The sequence below is a fragment of the Microbacterium sp. GbtcB4 genome, from assembly GCF_019091465.1.
Lineage (GTDB): Bacteria > Actinomycetota > Actinomycetes > Actinomycetales > Microbacteriaceae > Microbacterium > Microbacterium paraoxydans.
On the sequence record NZ_JAGXJJ010000001.1, the window covers coordinates 631,584 to 649,441 of the forward strand.

General features: G+C 63.9%; 17 protein-coding genes. 6 read left to right on the plus strand and 11 right to left on the minus strand.

The genetic code is table 11. The features are described 5' to 3' along the window. Window positions 1-595 precede the first annotated feature (595 nt). Both KVS71_RS02980 and KVS71_RS02985 read left to right on the plus strand, forming a co-directional pair. The gene (locus KVS71_RS02980; RefSeq protein ID WP_217583718.1) at window positions 596-1,228 is read left to right on the plus strand and encodes an SHOCT domain-containing protein; all 633 of its coding nucleotides are present in this window, start codon (window positions 596-598) and stop codon (window positions 1,226-1,228) included. A 323-nt stretch (window positions 1,229-1,551) separates the two neighbouring features. After that, on the plus strand, window positions 1,552-2,058 hold the full coding sequence (locus KVS71_RS02985; protein ID WP_217583720.1) for a hypothetical protein: 507 nt from the start codon (window positions 1,552-1,554) through the stop codon (window positions 2,056-2,058). A gap of 1,072 nt (window positions 2,059-3,130) precedes the next feature. On the opposite strand, the gene KVS71_RS02990 is transcribed toward KVS71_RS02985, so the two are convergent. The 3 genes from KVS71_RS02990 to KVS71_RS03000 are packed head-to-tail and all read right to left on the minus strand — an operon-like array spanning window position 3,131 to window position 5,852. Then, window positions 3,131-4,609, minus strand: coding sequence for a hypothetical protein (locus KVS71_RS02990; RefSeq protein ID WP_217583722.1), 1,479 nt, complete (start codon window positions 4,607-4,609; stop codon window positions 3,131-3,133). Continuing rightward, window positions 4,606-4,767 (minus strand): hypothetical protein, encoded by a 162-nt coding sequence (locus KVS71_RS02995; protein WP_217583724.1) that lies wholly within the window; start codon window positions 4,765-4,767, stop codon window positions 4,606-4,608. The genes KVS71_RS02990 and KVS71_RS02995 overlap by 4 nt, the downstream gene beginning before the upstream one ends. Next, a complete protein-coding gene (locus KVS71_RS03000; protein ID WP_217583726.1) occupies window positions 4,764-5,852 on the minus strand; it encodes a hypothetical protein in 1,089 nt (362 codons plus the stop codon). The genes KVS71_RS02995 and KVS71_RS03000 overlap by 4 nt, the downstream gene beginning before the upstream one ends. Before the next feature lie 825 nt (window positions 5,853-6,677). Here KVS71_RS03000 and KVS71_RS20415 point away from each other — a divergent pair. Continuing rightward, the gene (locus KVS71_RS20415; protein WP_217583728.1) at window positions 6,678-6,935 is read left to right on the plus strand and encodes a helix-turn-helix domain-containing protein; all 258 of its coding nucleotides are present in this window, start codon (window positions 6,678-6,680) and stop codon (window positions 6,933-6,935) included. A gap of 40 nt (window positions 6,936-6,975) precedes the next feature. After that, window positions 6,976-7,293, plus strand: coding sequence for a hypothetical protein (locus KVS71_RS03010; protein ID WP_217583731.1), 318 nt, complete (start codon window positions 6,976-6,978; stop codon window positions 7,291-7,293). Between the two features lie 736 nt (window positions 7,294-8,029). Here KVS71_RS03010 and KVS71_RS03015 read toward each other — a convergent pair. The 8 genes from KVS71_RS03015 to KVS71_RS03050 form a co-directional block, all read right to left on the minus strand. Then, a complete protein-coding gene (locus KVS71_RS03015; protein ID WP_193599348.1) occupies window positions 8,030-8,296 on the minus strand; it encodes a metal-sensitive transcriptional regulator in 267 nt (88 codons plus the stop codon). After that, window positions 8,293-8,595, minus strand: a complete 303-nt coding sequence (locus KVS71_RS03020; RefSeq protein ID WP_193599347.1) for a DUF2892 domain-containing protein — start codon at window positions 8,593-8,595, stop codon at window positions 8,293-8,295. The genes KVS71_RS03015 and KVS71_RS03020 overlap by 4 nt, the downstream gene beginning before the upstream one ends. Further along, window positions 8,588-10,276, minus strand: coding sequence for an FAD-dependent oxidoreductase (locus KVS71_RS03025; RefSeq protein ID WP_193599346.1), 1,689 nt, complete (start codon window positions 10,274-10,276; stop codon window positions 8,588-8,590). The genes KVS71_RS03020 and KVS71_RS03025 overlap by 8 nt, the downstream gene beginning before the upstream one ends. Next, window positions 10,273-10,647 (minus strand): thioredoxin, encoded by a 375-nt coding sequence (trxA, locus tag KVS71_RS03030; RefSeq protein WP_193599345.1) that lies wholly within the window; start codon window positions 10,645-10,647, stop codon window positions 10,273-10,275. The genes KVS71_RS03025 and trxA overlap by 4 nt, the downstream gene beginning before the upstream one ends. Before the next feature lie 232 nt (window positions 10,648-10,879). Further along, entirely contained in the window at window positions 10,880-11,407 is a 528-nt protein-coding gene (locus tag KVS71_RS03035) for an HtaA domain-containing protein (protein WP_193599344.1), read from the minus strand. A 54-nt stretch (window positions 11,408-11,461) separates the two neighbouring features. Next, window positions 11,462-12,580 (minus strand): alanine dehydrogenase, encoded by a 1,119-nt coding sequence (gene ald / locus KVS71_RS03040; RefSeq protein ID WP_193599343.1) that lies wholly within the window; start codon window positions 12,578-12,580, stop codon window positions 11,462-11,464. A 40-nt stretch (window positions 12,581-12,620) separates the two neighbouring features. Next, complete coding sequence (locus tag KVS71_RS03045) at window positions 12,621-14,105, minus strand: aldehyde dehydrogenase (RefSeq protein WP_193599342.1); 1,485 nt, start codon at window positions 14,103-14,105, stop codon at window positions 12,621-12,623. Beyond that, complete coding sequence (locus tag KVS71_RS03050; RefSeq protein WP_193599341.1) at window positions 14,102-15,205, minus strand: alcohol dehydrogenase catalytic domain-containing protein; 1,104 nt, start codon at window positions 15,203-15,205, stop codon at window positions 14,102-14,104. Before KVS71_RS03050 ends, KVS71_RS03045 begins: the two co-directional genes overlap by 4 nt. A 179-nt stretch (window positions 15,206-15,384) precedes the next feature. Between KVS71_RS03050 and KVS71_RS03055 the strand changes: the two genes are divergently transcribed. Continuing rightward, on the plus strand, window positions 15,385-16,116 hold the full coding sequence (locus KVS71_RS03055) for a type 1 glutamine amidotransferase (protein ID WP_193599340.1): 732 nt from the start codon (window positions 15,385-15,387) through the stop codon (window positions 16,114-16,116). Window positions 16,117-16,329: 213 nt separating this feature from the next. Continuing rightward, a complete protein-coding gene (locus tag KVS71_RS03060; protein WP_193599339.1) occupies window positions 16,330-17,847 on the plus strand; it encodes an APC family permease in 1,518 nt (505 codons plus the stop codon). Window positions 17,848-17,858 lie beyond the last annotated feature (11 nt).

Below are 17,858 nucleotides of genomic sequence, written 5' to 3' on the forward strand. Positions count from 1 at the left end.
CGTGTATCTGGTCGGCAACCCAGAAGGGTTGGGCGCGCTAGAGCGAATTGTCGCTACTCAATAGAATTCGAAGCATCTGAGCAAATCATCTGGGGGAGCCGTGACAGAGTACGCATCGAAGTGGTCGGACCGTAAGCGGGCGGCAAAGGCCGCCGAGGTCGCTCGACATCTGCTTCCAGGCGAACGTGTGATCTACCAAGGGCTCGGTGGTACGTGGCGTCCACTGACTAACGACTTTGTGGTCACTGACAGGCGAGTATTCACCTATGCAATCGACAAGATTGGTGTCAACGTCCACCTCAGTCACATAGCAAAAGTAGAGAGCGGCGCGACCAAGATCACGATGACCGACTGTCAGGGCCGAACCTGGGCCGTGACTTCTGTGCCGCCGGCTGAACTCGAGCGTGCCACAACAATGGTGCGGAACGCTGTCGCCGCGCAACCGCACCCACCGCAACTCGCGCAGCCGGGGTCGCATACGCTTCCCGCAGGACTCGTTTCAGCTGCAGATGCTCCTGCAGCGTCCTCGCCGCCATCCCCAACTGCTGCCGTCCCGGCAGACCTCTCCTTGCCAGCGTCCACGTCAAATGCCTCCATGCCGTCGCCCCAGGGGCCAGAGCCAACGCTGCTTGGGGCGACGGTTCGGGGCGGAACGGTCACGAAGAAGGCGCAGGCGGCGATTGCCCGGCTCTGCTACCCCGGCGAGCGGCCATGGCTTGTCCTCTGCCCGGGCGGTGCGGAGGGCGTCATGGTGGTCTTCAACGACCGTCTGGCAATCGTTAAGACGGGGGCATTGACGAGCTTCATGGCGGGCTCCCTCGGCGGCGAGCGGAGCACGACCTTCTACTTCCGCGATATCAACGCCCTCGAGTACAACTCCGGCATGCTCTCCGGCGTTCTGGAAGTACTTACGGCGAGCTATCAAGGAAGTGCCAACAAGGACTACTGGCGAGGTACCACCAAGTCACGGAACGCGAATAGCGATGACCCGTGGACGCTGAGTAACACCCTCCCCATGGCGAAGGCCCTCTACAACCAGTGGACCCCAGACATCCAGAAGATCCGGTCCATGATCTCCGAGTCGAAGAATCCGGCCCCGCAGGGCGTGCCGCCAGGCCCTGCCCCAAAGTCGCTTGCTGAGCAGATACGTGACCTGGCTGCCCTTCGCGACGCCGGGCTGTTGACGGAGGAGGAGTTCGTTCGGGCGAAAGGGCAGTTGCTCGCCTGAACCTCCCGCTGGAGTGCCCGAAGAGAGGATCGATGGGGCACCTTGCTCGCACTCGGTGCGCAAGGGTGTTATCGAACGCATCAAGAGCGGACTATCGAATGTGGATGCTCGCTCGTGGACACTACGCCGGGAGACCGGCGCGAGGCCGGCGTAGCTCAAAGTCGTGAACGACCCGATGATCATTCCCCGGTCACGATGGAGCCCGCGTTCGACAGGGCGACGAGTTCACACATGAGCCAGCTCGGCATCTGGTCGCGATGAGGAGATCGGTGCAACCGTGGCGCCGAGTATGCTGTGTACAAAATTTGGGGTAAGGGACCGGGATGGACGACAGCGCAGGACCGGGTGGCGAGGAGCTTTCCGCTCGCAAGTTCGCCAGCTTCAAGAAGTTGGCGAACAAGAACTTCGGGCGATTCGCCATGCAGGTGCAGCACATGAGCGAGGATGTTCAGAAGAAGCTCATCGAACAGCTGCCCGAGTTCCGGCAGCTCGCTGAAGACGCCCTCAAGTCGCTGGACGAGAGCTTCCAGGCTTTCCTGGTCTCTGCGGGCGAGGGAGACCAGCAGGTCCACGACGCATACCGAGAGCAGCGTGCACACCTTGCCGACATGCTGAAGCAACCCGACCTCTCACTCGATAACAAGCTCCGTATCAATGCCGAGATCGGGAGAACGGTCGAAGGGCAGCACCGCCTTAATTCGGAATCCCGAGCAGCGAAGGCCGGAGCTTACGCGAAGACAGTTCTCGGTGGGGCAGCGATCATCGGGGTGGTCGTCATCGCCATCACGGGTGGCAAGTTCGGTCTGGACCAGGGCAACTCGAACACATAGCCGCGACTCTCGGGGACGCCCCGCGTTGCATGCTCAGGGTTGCGGGCGCATCGTGAGGGCGCGCCGAACGGCTTCAGTCCTTCGGGGGACTCGTGGTTGATGCCGCGGAGCAGTGTAGACCCGCCTTTGAGTCTGGCGGCGTGAGCGATATGCAGGATTGGCTCGTAGTGGAATCCACGGTTTCGCAGACGTCTCAGGCGTTCGAGGGCTACCCCGACACCATACGCGTCGTGCACCGCTGCAGGGATGCCAGAGGGGAACCGCGAAGGCCAGCTCATGGTGAACGCAGGAGCTATTCGGGGAAGGCGTTGCTCAGCCGGTGCAGTCAAAGGGTTCTCGCGCGCGGAGAATCGCTTCCGTTCTGCGAGCGCGCGGAGGGAGCGTCTGGGGGAAGCGATAGATGAGCTGGCCGAACTCCAACTGGGCAGCTCGGTCGTCTAGGGTCACCGGGATACCGTGGCGGAGATGGTAGGCGGGGCGGCGCAACATTGCGTGTTCCCCCGTATGCGGCACCGAGTCGGCCTTCTCCGCCAGCTTCCTGAGCGGCTTGGCCGCGTCGTGCAGCCAATCGTCACTGCGGCCCTGCCTGAACACGAGAACAGCACCACGAACCGCTGCATGAAGATGTTCTCCAGCCGCGCGACGAACGCAGACGGGTTGGGCACCCGGAACGCGGGACCCAGACGTCTTCACCCAGACTGAAGGCGGTCGTCACAGCGCGAGAGATCTGAACTGCATCCACGTTCAGACGACGCCTGGGCGCGTGTGCAGGCATCACCCTCGAAGAACCGAAACTCGGTCAGGCCCGGGGTCGCCCGCATCACTGTGCGGCCGTCCTTGCCGCGCATAGTTGTAGTACTGGAAGAAGGCAAGTTCATGAGAATCCATGAATCAGTTCATGAAGTGCGGGTTCGGCGGTTGCCTCGGTGAAAATCGGGGCAGCCGCCGCTTGATTTTCCGGGCTCGATGCAGCCCCTGGTCCCGTATCCGCGCTCGCCGCAGTTCGCCCCACGACGAATAGCCCCTGAGGGGCGGGCGGTCTTGCTATTCGGTTGCGAGCGATTCGTCCTGACTATGCGGGCGGGGCAAGCGCTCCGACTGTCGCTGGACGGGCGTTCGGTACGTCCGCGATGGTGAACTTCTTGGTCGACTTGCGCTTCTTCTTCTCTGCCGGCGTGCATTCCTCGCGGATGGCTCGCACCAGGACACGGATGTTGTAGGCGACAGCCATCAGCGCTGTGGCGATGGAGTGATAAGCCTCGCCTCGTCCGGGGCGCTTCGCGGCCGACTCCAGGTCCGTGAATCGAGTGTGCTTGATGGACTTGTTGACCGACTCGACCTGGTTGCGTTGACCGTATACAGCCTTCCACTCTGCGGTTCCCCACGGGTAGCGCTGCAGGTGACGTACGACTTCGGGGTAGGGGTGAATGGTGACCGAGCCGCGGAGGGCGTTCTTGGATGGCCTCATCGGCTTGTTGGTAGCGGGGTCGAAGGCCCTGTACGTCCGAGGGTCGGGGTAGGTGAACCGCTGGTCGCCGCGGTTGTGCTCCTTGTTGGAGATGTCTCCGTGGCGCTTCATGGCGTAGGGCTTGCGGGCTTCGATAGTCCGCTCGACGTCAGCCCAGGTGACGGGCAGACCCGTGACTTGGTTGACCTTCTTGTATTTCGTGTCGTGGAACCACATGGTCATGTACTTGAGTTCCGCGGGCATGTATTCGACGTACAGCGCTCCATCGACGACGATGATGGGGAGTCCCGGCACGGTTGCCTGGATACCGAACTGCTTCTTGCCGTAGTCGTACGCGAACTCGAATCCGTCGACGCGGCATGCCTGTGAGAAGTTCTCCGACATCATCCCGTTGAAGGCGCGGTCGGCGGCCGCGATGCCGCGCTGTTCGAAGCTGCGGGAATGCTGAAACATTGCCTCGCGGGGCTCGTCGGTGATGTTCCCCGGACGATGAAAGCCGATGCCGGTGATGATGCGGGCGAAGGCGGGGTGATGGTCGTAGCACTTCGTGTCCATCATCGTGACGATATCCATCTCGAACGCGGGCCGGGGAGGCTCGTTCCCCTTGTCTTCTCGGTGGGAGCGGTCATAGGTGCCGGCGGAGAAGTCGACGTTTGTCAGGAGGCCGCCTGAGCGCAGGGACTTGCTGGCCTCGCGCACATCTGGGTGGTCGAGAGGGAGGCCGTTTCTCACCAACGTTGTGGCCCTGCTGTGGGCCTGCCCGCCGATGGGCACCTCGGTCGAGTCAATAGCGACATCGCCCGAGTACCGCTCGCGGTAGCGCTGGGGGAGTTTGCAGACAGACGCATCAAGGAGTGACTGTCGCATCCACCGAAGCCGGTCGGCGCGCTGTTCGTCGCGGGCGGCGTCTGCGATGACCTGCTCTGCGATGGAGAGCCCACGACGCTTCTGCGTCCGGTAGTACGGGTCGACCAGCTTCGTGAGACGGTTCTTCGCACGCCAGTGCCGGTGCAGGCACCTGTTTCCGTCGACGTCCTCCCACTCGATGCCGAGCGCTTCGTTCGAGAGCAGCCCATTCCTCAAGCTGCTGCGGGACGCCGGACTTTGTCGATGATGTTCACGTAGTTGTTGAACATGGCCATCGGCATCGGGCCCGTGACGGCCATTGCGCGCTGGTACTCGAAGTTGCCGACACCGACGATGTCCCGCAGCTCTACGTCGAGGTCTAGGTTCGCGGTCACAGCTCGACCTCCCCGCGCAGGAAGTCGATGTAGTCGTCATCGGGGACATCCGCGACGTAGTGCAGGAGTCGGCCCAGGTGCTCGAACTTCTCGAACCCCCCAGCGATGAAGAGGGACTTGATGTCGGCGATGGCGCGCAGATGAGTGACCAGCCAGGTTGCACGCAGCCGCGCACCAGTGGGTGCATCGCCGTCAGTGAGCTGGGTGAACGCCGAGAGCACGGCCGTGGGCCGAGTGCGGTTCGGGGTCCCCCACAGTGTCTCGTGTCCGGCCGGAATCTGCTCGAGGATGGCGGTCATCCATTCGTCCCATTCGCGCAGGAGTGGGACGCTGCGTTTCAGGTCTCCGAGGACCCGGATGACGAAGCCCCCATCGTTCGTAGCCTCGACGTCCTGCGCTCGGACACTGACGAGCTCTCCTGGGCGTACGCCTGCGCCGGCGCACAGAGTGAGCATGAGCATGCACCGGTACACCTTGAGGGGGGTGCGCTGCGCGACGGCCCAGTGACGGAACTCCGCCATCTCAGCGGCGGTGTACGGGGCCGCCGTGGTCTTCCGGCTCAGGGCTGTCATCTTCTCGCCATGCTCTTCCGGAAGGAGAATCTCGGAGATGCGCATGAGGTAGCCGCGGTAGTTGCGGCGTGTGCCGTCGGCGAGGCGGAGCCGCTTGTCATTGACGTATAGGTCAATGGACTGCCGAGCCCAGATGGTCTCCGCGTCCAGCGGCCAGCCTTGGCGCAAGCACCAGGAAACGAAATGCGATGCCGCCCGGATGAGGACTTCCGCGGAATAGGGAGTCATTGGTGCGGCGACGGACACGGCATCGCGGACGAACGGGCCGATGCGCTCCCAGACGGCCTTGTCGATGTTTGGTACGTACTCCGTCATGAACGCGACCACCGTGACGGCGAGGATGGTCCACGACGCACGCCGGAGCGCTTCCTCGATGCTGGACTCGATATCAATGAGTTCGCGGAGGGAACCGACGTTCTCGCGAAGCACGCGGCCGTGACGTCGCGCCCATGAGGTGTCGTCGAAGTGGAGTTGCTTGGACTGTCGGATGAGGTTCTTCTGAGTGATTGACACAGGGGCCTATGCAGCCCGTGCGTCCGGTGCGCACGGCCGAGTGTGCAGTGTCGCTGTGTATATTGGTCAAAGCGGGAGTGAAGAACAGCAGACTCTGTAAATTGAGACGATCCGCAGTGCATTTTCAGCAGAAGGGTCGTGCCATGGTGCGTCCAATTGACGGACAGGGATTCGCTTTCGTCCCCAGAACGCTCGTGGCGCAACCAAAAGCGTTTGGCCAAGTCTTGGGTCTTCTGGGCCCCGCTCATGACGTCGCCGAAACAGGGGAACGGTATCGAGCTGCGATGGTGCAGCACCTCATGGCAGCTGCCGTGCGCGGCGAGCTCCTCGCCACTGAGGGAATCTCGCCCAGTGCATTCGCCGGTCGGTTCGCATCTCGGGGAATGGGTGCCGACCGGATTCGCCGGGTTTTCCGGGGTGAGACCATGGCGCAGCTAACGGATCTTGTGTTCTGGTCAACCCAGTTCCCCGCCGTAGGAGCTGTCCTTGTGGAGCACACATCGGGCTGGACCCTCGCTGAGTCCTCCGAAGAGGAGGTGCTCGAGGGGAGTCCGTCAATGGACGTGAAGCCTACGTCGCCGGCCACTCCTGTTCTCGGGGAGCATCTGCGCGCCTAGACATTCCGCGAACAACTCGAGGCGCAACGAAGAGAGCCTGCCGCGCCAGGGCTGCGGCACACTCCACAAAACCCGTACTCATCGACTCCTCGTCGCATTCGATGATCCTTGAACAGATCACAGCAGGATAGGCCCACTCCGCGGGGTCCGACAAATAAGGCCTGGTTTGTAGGGTGTATTACTCGGGGCCTTATCATTCAGAATCGGAATGGTGTGGGGTTCTGAGGACGCGGTACGGTTCGGCAAGGCGCTGAAGTCGCTGAGGACGGCGAACCACTTCACGCAGGAACAACTTGCACATGCGGCCGGTCTCACTAAGAACCAGATCCAGCTGTTTGAAGCGGGTCGAGGGTCCGGAAAGGCTGGAAGCACCAATCCGGCAAACCCCACGATGGCGACTATCGCTGGACTCGCGTCAGCATTCGACATGACAGTCTCGGAGCTATTCGCAGCGCTCGACATGTGAGGCGTCCATGCCACTGCGGTGCACCGCGCATGGCATGGGCGTGGCGAATTACTGGACTCCTACCGCGATCCTCCTGCTTCGACCGGATAATGCTCTGACTGCGGACGAGCGCGCCTCGGTCGAGACGTACCTCGCGTTCATCGACGAGATGGACGGGATCGGACGATCCACACCGCTGGGGCGCTGGTGCGCGGCCGCATGGCGCATCGAGCGGCCAGCTCGTGCCTTGGGCCGCATCGCCGGTCCGGGTGAAGGAGCGACTCAGAAGGACCTCGACTGGATTGAAGAGCAGAGGTGTGAGGAGCTGAACTCCTTCCAGCGCGCCCGCCTCGAGGCGATCCCGGGATGGACATGCTGACGTGATCTGACGGGTGCGAGCGATGCCGATGTTCTCAGCAGCGCCGGGGCGTTGTGGCGCGACGGACGTCTGCCGGGCTACGGACTCGTCGTGTGATCTGCGCCCACGAATATGGCAGGTCATCACCCGTCGTGGCGCTTCTCGGTTCCTTACACGTGAGGAGTGCGCGCGGGAGTCGTCGATCCCCGGGCGTCTGACCTTTCACAACGTGACGCGTTCAAAGCCATCCCGGGGCGAACCTGGTGATGTCCAAGCCTTCTCGTATGCTGGTGGTGTCGATGCACCTTGGCTGAAGGGCCACCTTTCCCGCTCGTCGACTGGGATCGGCGGGGGTTCGCGACCTTGCCATCGACTTGGCAGAGCTTGGTTTCAAGAAATTCTTCGTGATGCCGCCCGAAACCCGTCGAATGTGCCGCAGGGTATGGGGCGTAAGAGAGTCGCGGAGAGCACATCCCCGGTCGAAGCAAGCCTGTGAGCTGTCGAGCGGCCGCGACCGTAGCAGGAGGCGTCGTCCTCGCGCCGGGGCCAGTGCTCAACCCCTGACAACTCCACAGAGACAACACCACCGTGAACATCGGACTCCTCCGATCCCACACCGCATCGGTCCGGACCGACGAATCAGGATCGGTTAGGCGAGTCCGGTCTCGTCGAGGTCGACCGTAGTTCGGGATCTGAACAGCTTCCAGCGCGGAAGACGAACTCCAGTAGGCGGGCGAACCTCAATCAGTCAGGAGGTTTAGGCCAGCGTGAGAAACAACTTCTCGAGTTCCTCAGCGGTGGGACCGTCGGATCCTTCGGGGGCGGAAAGGCACTCCTCCAGCGCTGTTGCAACGACGACGAATCCCGCCCGGTTGAGGGCGTGGGTGACGGCAGCCAGTTGCGTGACGATGTCGCGGCACGGTGCCTCGTCTTCGACGGCGGCGATCACGGCGTCGAGCTGCCCGCGCGCGCGCCGCAGTCGGTTCAGTACGCGCCGCTGCGCGGCTTCACTATCGAGGGTCATGGCTGCTGCTCCTTCGTGCGAATGCGAGTTGCGATGTCGGCGATGTCGCGTGCATCGGTCAGTGAGAGTGATTCAGTGGGGCTGCCGTCGCGTTCCGATTTCGGTCGCATCAGCGATGCCGGACACCAGCCGGTCACCGTCATGAATGCAACCGCCCCCGAAGCCAGCGTTGCGAAGACGCCGACGACCGGGTCGGTGGGCATCGTGGTCCACCCCACTGACGCAAGGATCAACGCGACGACCCCGCGAAGGACGCGTTCGGTCGGACTTGGCGAGCACGAGATGTGCGAGCTAGCCATGCACGAGCTCCGGGATCGCCAGAATGCTGTCGGTTCGTTCGCCGAGAAGCGCACGCAGTGTCGTCATTCCGCCAGACAACGAGGCGGAGTCGAATCCGTGCTGTACCAGGATCCGGTGAGCGATGGCGGAGCGGACGCCTGAGGCGCACATCACCCGGACCGGACGCCCGTCCGCTGCAGCGCGCACCTCGTCGAGTCGTTCCCGCAACTGCGTATGAGGGATATGGAGAGCCCCGGGAACCATACCCGTCGCGACTTCTTCGTCTGTTCGAACGTCGAGGATCAGTGATGTGGAGCGCACCTCGCCGAGGTCGCGCGCATTCCACAGCTTGAGCACGCCGTCCATGACGTTCGCACCGAGCATGCCTGCCAGGTTCACGGGATCCTTCGCTTGGCCGTAGGGCGGGGCGTAGGCGAGATCAAGGTCAATGAGATCGGCCACGACCATCCCGTTTCTAATGGCGGTGGCAAGGACGTCGATCCTCTTATCAACGCCGTCCAGACCCGTCGCTTGCGCACCAAGAATCAAACCGTCGTCCAGTCGGACGTGGATGCTGAGGTGGACTGGTGTAGCCCCTGGAAAGTATCCTGCATGCTGATTGGGCTGCAGGTGAAGGGTCTCGAACGCGACTCCCGCCTGCTCGAGCGCTTTCCGATTCGCGCCGGTGGTCGCCGCGGTCAGCTCCCCGACGCGGATGATGGCAGTGCCGAGCGGCGCAGGTATCGCGCGAGCCTGTTCGGGGCGCAGGATGTGGTCGGCGACAAGTCTGCCGGCCCGGTTCGCCGGTCCCGCCAGCGCGACGGGGCGACGCGCGCCCGTGATCGGATCCGTGCTCGCCGTAGCGTCTCCGACTGCCCACACACCGGGGAGTGAGGTGCGTCCGCGGTCGTCGGTGATGATGGCGGAGCGGTCGCAGGCCACGCCCGCGGCTTCGAAGACGGCGGTGTCGGGGCGAACGCCCGCCGCGAGAACGATGAGGTCCGCGACGACGCTTGTGCCGTCCGACAACTGAACGGTGTCGCTGATGGCGCCGGGCACGATCCGTCCGGCCTCGACATCGGTGCGCACATCGACACCCAGGCGGCGCAGCTCCTGGGTGACGGACCACGCGTGTTCCTCATCGAATGGCGCCAGGACGTGAGGTGCAAGACCGACGATTGTCGTGGTGAGACCGCTGAGGGAGAGGGCTTCGGCGGCCTCCACACCGATGAACCCAGCGCCGAGGACGACAGCATGCCGAGCCCCCGACTCGACGCGGTCTCGAAGGGCCCGTGCGTCCTCGACTGTACGTAGAGTCCTCACTCGCGAGCTGTTCAAGCCGTCGATGGGAGGACGTACCGCGGAGGCGCCGGGTGAGAGCACGAGGGCGTCGTACGAGATCCGCTCCTCACCTGCTTCCGTCTGGACGGTGACCTCGTGCGCGTCTGCATCGAGGCCTACGACTTCGTGGCGGGTACGAACGTCGAGGTTGAGGCTCGCGCGTAGCCGTTCGGGCGTCTGTACGAGAAGGGCGTCCGGGTCGGTGATCTCGCCGCCCACGAAGTAAGGCAGGCCGCAGTTAGCGAATGAGACATGCTCACCGCGTTCGAGGACGATGATCTCGGCTGTCTCGTCAAGTCGACGTGCGCGGGCGGCGAAGCTCATCCCGCCGGCGACACCGCCGACGACGACGATCCTCACCGCGAGTCACTTTCTTCACGCTCTGCGATCTTCGCCCGTACGTCGTCCATGTCAAGGTCCTGTACCGCGTCGAGAACTTGGTCGAGCCCAGAGGCGGGCAGGGCACCGGGCTGGCTGAAAACGAGGATCCCGTCACGGAACGCCATCAGCGTCGGGATCGATGTGATCTGGAATCCGGCGGCGAGCTCGCGCTGCGCCTCCGTATCGACCTTGCCGAACACGACGTCCGGGCGTGCTTCTGACGCCGCCTCGAAGATGGGGCCGAACATGCGACACGGGCCGCACCATTCCGCCCAGAAATCCAGCAACACGACGCCGCCGGCGTCGATGGTCTTCTCGAGGTTGTCCTTGGTGATCTCCACAGTTGCCATGCTCCTAGCATATACCCCCGGGGTATACGGGGTGGTCGCAGGTCACGCTCGAAAGTGCTTCTCAGCCGCGTCCCGGTGACGGGCCGAACCGAACCTCTCACGGATGAGAGCCATCGGATGAGCCGACTGAGCCAGGAGGGGGAGCGCAGCCTCCCCCTCCCTTTCACTCAGCGGTGCAGGTTGCACCTCTAGGTCCCAAGCCGACAGATCGAGGATCATCGGCGCGGGAAGATCAAACGTCTGCGGCGGTGAGCGTGCCCGCAGGGGACGTCGTGTCCCTCGCGAGGGGAATGCGAATAGTCATCGGAGCCATGACCTCATGCAGCGCGTACGTTCCCGCGAACAGCTCGGAGCCGGCGGCGGTCAACGTCACAGGTGCGTCCAACCACATGAGGACGTCGTCGTCATGGGTCTGCGGGGGCAGGTTCATTTCGCACAGCTCGTCCCGTCCGCCCTCGACGCCATTGATGAGTGTCGCCGTGGTTCGCGTAACGCGGATGATTGGGGATTCGAGGGTGACGGCGAGCAGTCCGCGGTGAGCGAGGAACCGGACTTCTCCGCCGAACTGAAGGTCCAAGCCCTCTGTTGTCCGAGTCACCGATGTCAGTGGGAAGTAGAACTGGCCGTCGCTGGTGACGGACGCGCCGTCGCCCCAGTGGATAGCGCCGTCCGGCATGCTGCGGATGTACCGGAGAAAGGAGTCCTTGACACTCCAAGCGAAACCCAGGTCGGCGCGGGTGTCGAAACGCGGTGTGTTCATGACTACCTCCTTCGTTAGTGTTGCGGGGGCTCGGTGCCCCCGCAACAACAGGGATCAGGCCGCGAGGACCCGTTCGACGGCGGCGCTTTCGATTCCGAGAGCTTCGCCAACGGCCGCGTTCGTGAGCACGCCCTCATGAGTGCTGAGTCCGCGAGCCAGCGACGCATCGGCGGCCAGCGCCGCCCGCCATCCCTTATCGGCAATGGCCAGCGCGTAGGGCAGGGTCGCGTTCGTCAGAGAAATCGTCGACGTACGGGGCACAGCGCCCGGCATGTTCGCCACGCAGTAGTAGATAGCGTCGTGAACAGGGAAGGTGGGATCATCGTGAGTCGTAGGGCGGGAGCCTTCGAAGCATCCGCCCTGGTCGATAGCGATGTCCACGAGGACGGATCCGGGGCGCATGCGCGCCACCATCTCGTCGGTGACGAGCTTGGGAGCGCTGGCCCCGGGAATGAGGACGGAGCCGATGACGAGGTCCGCATCCTCCACCGCAGCGGCGATGGTGTACGGGCTTGAGCGCAGGGTGGTGACACGGCCGTCAAAGCGTGCTTCGAGCGCGCGCAGACGGGGGAGGTTTACATCGAGCAGCGTAACCTCCGCTCCGAGCCCCAGCGCCATCGTGGCCGCGTGTTCGCCTGCGACGCCACCGCCGATGATAACGACCTTGCCTTTCGGTGCGCCCGGGACGCCGCCGAGGAGAAGCCCGCGTCCGCCCTGCGACCGCATCAGCTGGTTCGCGCCCACCTGGGTGGAGAGCCTGCCCGCGACCTCCGACATCGGTGAAAGCAACGGAAGGCTGCGGTCCGGAAGCTGCACCGTCTCGTAGGCGATGGCGGTCGTGCCGCTGTCGAGCAGGGCCTGCGTCAGCGGGGCATCCGCGGCGAGGTGCAGGTACGTGAAAAGGACCTGGTCCTTGCGCATGAGGGAGTACTCGCTGCTGACAGGCTCCTTGACCTTCAAGATCATGTCGGCTGCTGCCCAGACCGATTCCGCGTCAGGAAGGAGCTCGGCGCAGGCGTCGGCATACTCGTCGTCCGAGAATGCGCTGCCGACACCAGCCCCAGCCTGGACGAGCACGCGATGCCCGTGCGCGGCAAGTTCGGCGACACCGGCAGGTGTCGCTGCGACACGGTTCTCATTGTTCTTCACTTCCGTGGGAACACCGATGATCATGTGATTCTGCTTTCTCTTGCGGATGATGTGAATGGACGGTCTAGATGGGCAGGGAGGGGTCGTCGACGCCCACGACCCGACGCCCCTGGTAGAAGGCGACGCCTTGAGCGGGGCCGTGACCTCCCACCCCGGACGTGCCCCAGAAGGTCTGTTGTGATTCCCCCGCCAGGTCGGCCATTTTGGTGCCGTTCACCCTGACCTCTCCGGCGAGAAGACGGCCGCCGACCTGGATCGCTTCGTCCTCGTCTGCGCCGAATACGAACGCGTCCAGCCCGCCGCCGGCGGCGTTCGCGTCGGAGATGGCATCCGCGACGTCGTCGTAGGGATGCACAGTCACTGCCGGGCCGAACAGTTCCTCCGATGCTGCAGCAGCAGGAAGCCCCGTGATCACAGTCGGGGCGAAGAACCAACCATCCGCCGCCGGCTTCGTTCCGATGCGGCGGACCTGCGCCCCTCGAGCTTCGTGTCCAGCGACGGAGGCCTCGAGGCGGTCGCGATGTGCTTCGTAGGCGAGAGGCCCGAGGTCACAGTCGGGTTCGAGTGAGTGCATGATCCGAATGCGCCCCGCTTCGGCCACGAGCGCGTCCGTGAGCGTGTCGTGCATGGACCTCGGGACGAGGATCTTCCCGGGCGCTTCGCACCACTGTCCGTTCAGGCGTGTCATACCCGCGATGAGGTCAGATGCGGTCCTTTCCACATCTGCGCCTTCGAGGACGACGGCGGGATTGTTCGACCCGAGCTCGAGCTGCACGTTCGCAAGGGACTCGGCGGCGGCGCGGGCGACCGCTCGGCCAGCGGCGAGACCCCCTGTGAAGGTGATGACACGAACCCGAGGATCCGAGGTCAGCGCACTGCCGACGCTCGCGCCACCGTGAACGAGCTGCACGGATGCGGCGGGGAGGGCGCGGGCATCCAACACCTGAACGAACAACTCGAACGCAATCTGCGCGCCCGCCGGCGTCCATTCGGACGGCTTCAGAATCGAGGGCGAGCCCGCACCGAAGGCCGCGGCGAGCTTGGAGACAGCGACGAAGGTCGGCGCGTTCCACGGCGCGAGGATCAGAGTCGGACCCAGGGAACGATTGAGCAGCCGGACGGTGCGGCCCGATGCAGGCAGTTCCTTACCGTCTCCGAGGTTCAGGACTTCTGCGGCCAGGGAACGCACCCGCGCGCCGAGTGAGCCCGCCAGCATGCACGTGGTGGAGAGCGGGTTGCCTGTGGACAGCGAATCCTGCAGTGCGATGTCCTCGGCTGCGTCATCGAGAAGGGCCGCCCATTCTCCGAGGGCGGCAGCGCGGGATGCCGGGCCCAGATCGTCGAGGATCTGCGCCGTGAACAAGCGGTCCGCCGCGGCGATGGCATCCGCTACCGATTCGGTGGAGTTCTCACGCTGAGGGCCACGCCGTGCCCCGGTGTTCGGGTCGTGAAGCGAACCGATTTCGTGGTCCGGGACGGCCCAACGGCCATCGATCCAGGATCGCGTCTCGACAACCGGTACTGACACCGTCACATCGTTTCCTCTCATTCGAACGACACCACCGTGCGGATGGTTTCGGGGGAGCGCATCGCTTGCAGCCCTGCGTTGATGTCGGAGAACGGGATGACGGACGTCACCATCGCCCGCAGGTCGAGGACGCCGCGCTCGTACTGATCGACGAGCATCGGAACGTCGGCGAGGAACTGATTGGCTCCCATGTAGGCGCCCTGGATGCGGCGGTCGCCTTCGATGAGAGCGCCGGCGTCGACGCTGATGCGCTTACCTGCCGGCATGAGTCCCAGGATCGTGGCGATGCCGCGCGGTGCTAGCAGATCGAACGCGAGTTCGGCGGTTTCTGGTCGCCCAACCGCTTCGAACGAACGCGTCACGCCGTTCGGGACGATCTCCCGCACGGCGTCGATGACCTCCGACATCGGTCCGGATACGACGACATCCGTCGCCCCCATCTCGGTGGCGAGCATCAGCTTCTCTGGGTGCAGGTCGATGGCGATGACTCGCAGTGCTCCGCACATGCGAGCGGCTTGAATCGCGGCCATGCCGACACCGCCACACCCGATGACGGCAACGGTGTCATCGGGGCTCACCTGTGCGCCGTGCGTGACCGCGCCGACGCCGGTGCTGATGCAACAGCCGAGGAGACAGGCGACATCCAGACCAACAGTGTCAGGCAGCACCGCGAGCGAGGCTTCATCGAGGACGAACGCTTCAGCGAATGTGCCCATCCCGCCCAGCATTGACACGGGCGTACCGTCTTCGGTCTCCAGTTTCGGACGATCCCGGTGGCGGCGCTGCGATGTGCGCTCACAGAGCGTCGCATTGCCTGACACACACTTCGGACACGCGCCGCAGCTGGGGGTGACGGTGGCAACAACCCGGTCGCCGACCTTCACTCGATTTACGCCTGGTCCGACACGTTCGACGACGCCGGCGACCTCGTGACCGAGGACAGCTGGCACATCCATGGGGAGCGTGCCATCGGCGTAGTGGAGGTCGCTGTGACACAGCCCGATGGCGCCAGAGCGCACCAGCACCTCACCGTGGAGCGGCTCATCCAGGAGCAGCGTGCGATGGTCCAGCGGTGCACCCGCGGTGTGCAGCACCGCGGCGCGGATCGGCAGTCGTGCCATTGCCACGTCCTCCTTGGAGCTCTTCGATGGGCTTCCAGGGAATAGTCATCCGCGGATCCCGTTCGGAGCGGTGCGCCCGGCACGGTGTTCGTGTCGGTGGTGTGCGCCGGGCACATGCCCGTCCAGTTCTCTTGTGATGGAGTGTGTGCTGGCCCTATCCCTGCGCTTGAAGGAGCACCATGACAGACACCTCGGCATCCCACCGCCCCACTTTGCTTGTGATCCAGCCTGATGCGATTGGCGATCTGGATCGGCTCGGCGAGTGGATCGCCGAGGAGGGGGTCGATGTCAGTGTGGTGCGACCATATGACGGGGATGAGATTCCCGGTCTCGGCGACGTAGATGGGCTCGTGGTGCTCGGCGGCGGCATGGGGGCGATGGACGTGGAGGATTTCCCGTGGCTTGAAGACATCAAGGAGCGCCTGCGTGAAGCCGTGGCCACGGAGTTGCCGACGCTGGGCATCTGTCTTGGTGCGCAACTGCTCGCCGACGCCACAGGTGGACACGTTCGCCGCGGTGATGCGGGTCTGGAAAGCGGGGTCGTCGCCGTGAATTGGCAGCAGGAGGCCGAAAACGATCCTCTTGTCGCCGGCCTTCCCCGCCCGCTGCTGGCGGGCGCAATGCACTTCGACGGCATCGTGAGCTTGCCCGAGGATGCGGTGCTGCTGGGGACGGGCGAGAAGTACCGCCACCAGGTGTTCCGTCTGTCCTGCGCCTGGGGAGTGCAGTTTCATCCAGAACTCTCGCCGGCGCGATTCGAAAGCTGGCGTCCGCTGATCCCGGAGGAGCACCGGTGCACCTATGACGTCCAGGCCGAGGAGTTCAAGTCGTCCGACGCCGCTGTGAAGGAAGGGACGAAGGCCCTCGCCGAGCGCTTCGCGAACATCGTTCGCGCCCGAGCACAAGGGTAACGACGCTTTGCCCGCAGGCTCCGGAGTCTGAATCATAGGCGCGGCGCACATATCGCCCCGCTGACATGGTCGCAGGAGACATTCCACGCCGCGACGAGCGCCATTAGTTTTCCGCACATCCCGATTGAGTGAACGACGGCGTTCACAAGCGTTCAGGTCTCTTGAACGGGAGTATCCACTTATCAGGCAACGTGCACTGAGAGGCATACCCGAATGGCGACAAACTCAACACGGCGGGCGACCGCGGAAGTCTCAACCGACCTGCTGAAAGGCTCGATCCGGTTCTTCACCATCGTCCTCATGGTGACCGCGGCGGCGGCGCCCCTGGTGGTGGTATCCACCTACATCCCGATCTCGTTCGCGAACGGAGCGGGAATGTCCACAGCGCTGACGTACGTCGCCGCCACACTCATCCTGCTGGTGTTCGCGGTCGGGTTCGCCCAGATGGCGAAGCGGATCACCGCTGCCGGGGCGTTCTACAACTACACGACACAGGGACTGGGCCGACCGATTGGACTGGGTGCCGGCTGGACGGTCATGCTTGCTTACAGCATGATCGTTCCGGCTATCAGCGGCGGGTTCGGCTACTTCACCTCAGCGATGCTGGAGAACTACTTCGGGTGGGCCGTCCCGTGGTGGGTGTGCAGTGTCGCAGGAGTGATCATCATGTTCGTGATCTCGTACTTCAAGGTCACGCTCACCGGCAAGATTCTCGGTATCGCGCTCGGGCTTGAGGTCCTCGTCGTCTTCTTCGTCGCAACCGCCGTGATTGTTCAAGGCGGAGCTCAGGGGCAGATGCCCGAGGCATTCAACCCGGCAGGATGGTTGGCCGCGCCGGCAATCGGTATTGGCTTCTTCTTCGCGTTCTGGTCCTGGATCGGCTTCGAGACGACGGCCATCTACGGCGAGGAGACAACGGACCCGAAGCAGTCCGTTCCCCGGGCCACCTACATCGCCGTCATCACCCTCGGCGTGTTCTACAGCTTCGCCGCCTACGCCGGCATCGTCGGGTTCGGGGACCAGACCATGGAGCAGGCTGGCACTCTTGTCGGCGACTACTACTTCGTCCTCGCCGACATGTACACCTGGCATTTCATGCGCGTTCTGATGGATTTCCTCGTGATCACCGGGTTCTTCGCCTGTGCGTTCGCTTTCCACAACAACGCCTCGCGGTACTTCTTCTCCATGGGGCGTGACCGCATCTTGCCTGCAGCTCTCGGGCGCACGCACGACAAGCACAAGTCGCCATACGTCGCGAACGGCGTCCAGGCAGCCATCGCGATCATCGTCATCCTCCTGTTCGCTCTCGGCGGCGCGGACCCGCTTCTGCAGTTGGGTGGATGGTTGCCGATCTTCTGCACCGCTGGTGTTGTCTTCGTGCAGCTGCTGGTCTCCCTCGCGGTGATCTTCTACTTCAACCGTGTGGGCCGCTCCGGTCCCGGCGCGACCTGGAAGACGCTGGTCGCTCCGGCCATCGGGGTCATCGCACAGGCCATCGTGCTGGTCCTACTGGTCGTCTACATCCCGTTCCTCGCCGGCGCGGATGTGGTGGTCGTCAACCTGATCCCGCTCTATGTTCTGCTCATCGCCCTCGCAGGCGTGGTCTACGCCTTGTATCTCCGCAAGCGCCGACCTGCGGAGTATGCCCGGATCGGGAAGATCTACGACGAGGAGGAGCTGCCCGACGCACTCGATGCGACAATCGCGGGCGAAGCGCCCGCGCGCTCCTGAGCACCGCTACT

Coding starts and splice junctions, on each gene's coding strand:
- KVS71_RS02980 (WP_217583718.1), top strand. CDS start 596: ATGCCGTCGCCCCAGGGGCCAGAGCCAACGCTGCTTGGGGCGACGGTT.
- KVS71_RS02985 (WP_217583720.1), top strand. CDS start 1,552: ATGGACGACAGCGCAGGACCGGGTGGCGAGGAGCTTTCCGCTCGCAAG.
- KVS71_RS20415 (WP_217583728.1), top strand. CDS start 6,678: ATGGTGTGGGGTTCTGAGGACGCGGTACGGTTCGGCAAGGCGCTGAAG.
- KVS71_RS03015 (WP_193599348.1), bottom strand. CDS start 8,296: ATGACCCTCGATAGTGAAGCCGCGCAGCGGCGCGTACTGAACCGACTG.
- KVS71_RS03020 (WP_193599347.1), bottom strand. CDS start 8,595: ATGGCTAGCTCGCACATCTCGTGCTCGCCAAGTCCGACCGAACGCGTC.
- trxA (WP_193599345.1), bottom strand. CDS start 10,647: ATGGCAACTGTGGAGATCACCAAGGACAACCTCGAGAAGACCATCGAC.
- KVS71_RS03035 (WP_193599344.1), bottom strand. CDS start 11,407: ATGAACACACCGCGTTTCGACACCCGCGCCGACCTGGGTTTCGCTTGG.
- ald (WP_193599343.1), bottom strand. CDS start 12,580: ATGATCATCGGTGTTCCCACGGAAGTGAAGAACAATGAGAACCGTGTC.
- KVS71_RS03045 (WP_193599342.1), bottom strand. CDS start 14,105: ATGAGAGGAAACGATGTGACGGTGTCAGTACCGGTTGTCGAGACGCGA.
- KVS71_RS03050 (WP_193599341.1), bottom strand. CDS start 15,205: ATGGCACGACTGCCGATCCGCGCCGCGGTGCTGCACACCGCGGGTGCA.
- KVS71_RS03055 (WP_193599340.1), top strand. CDS start 15,385: ATGACAGACACCTCGGCATCCCACCGCCCCACTTTGCTTGTGATCCAG.
- KVS71_RS03060 (WP_193599339.1), top strand. CDS start 16,330: ATGGCGACAAACTCAACACGGCGGGCGACCGCGGAAGTCTCAACCGAC.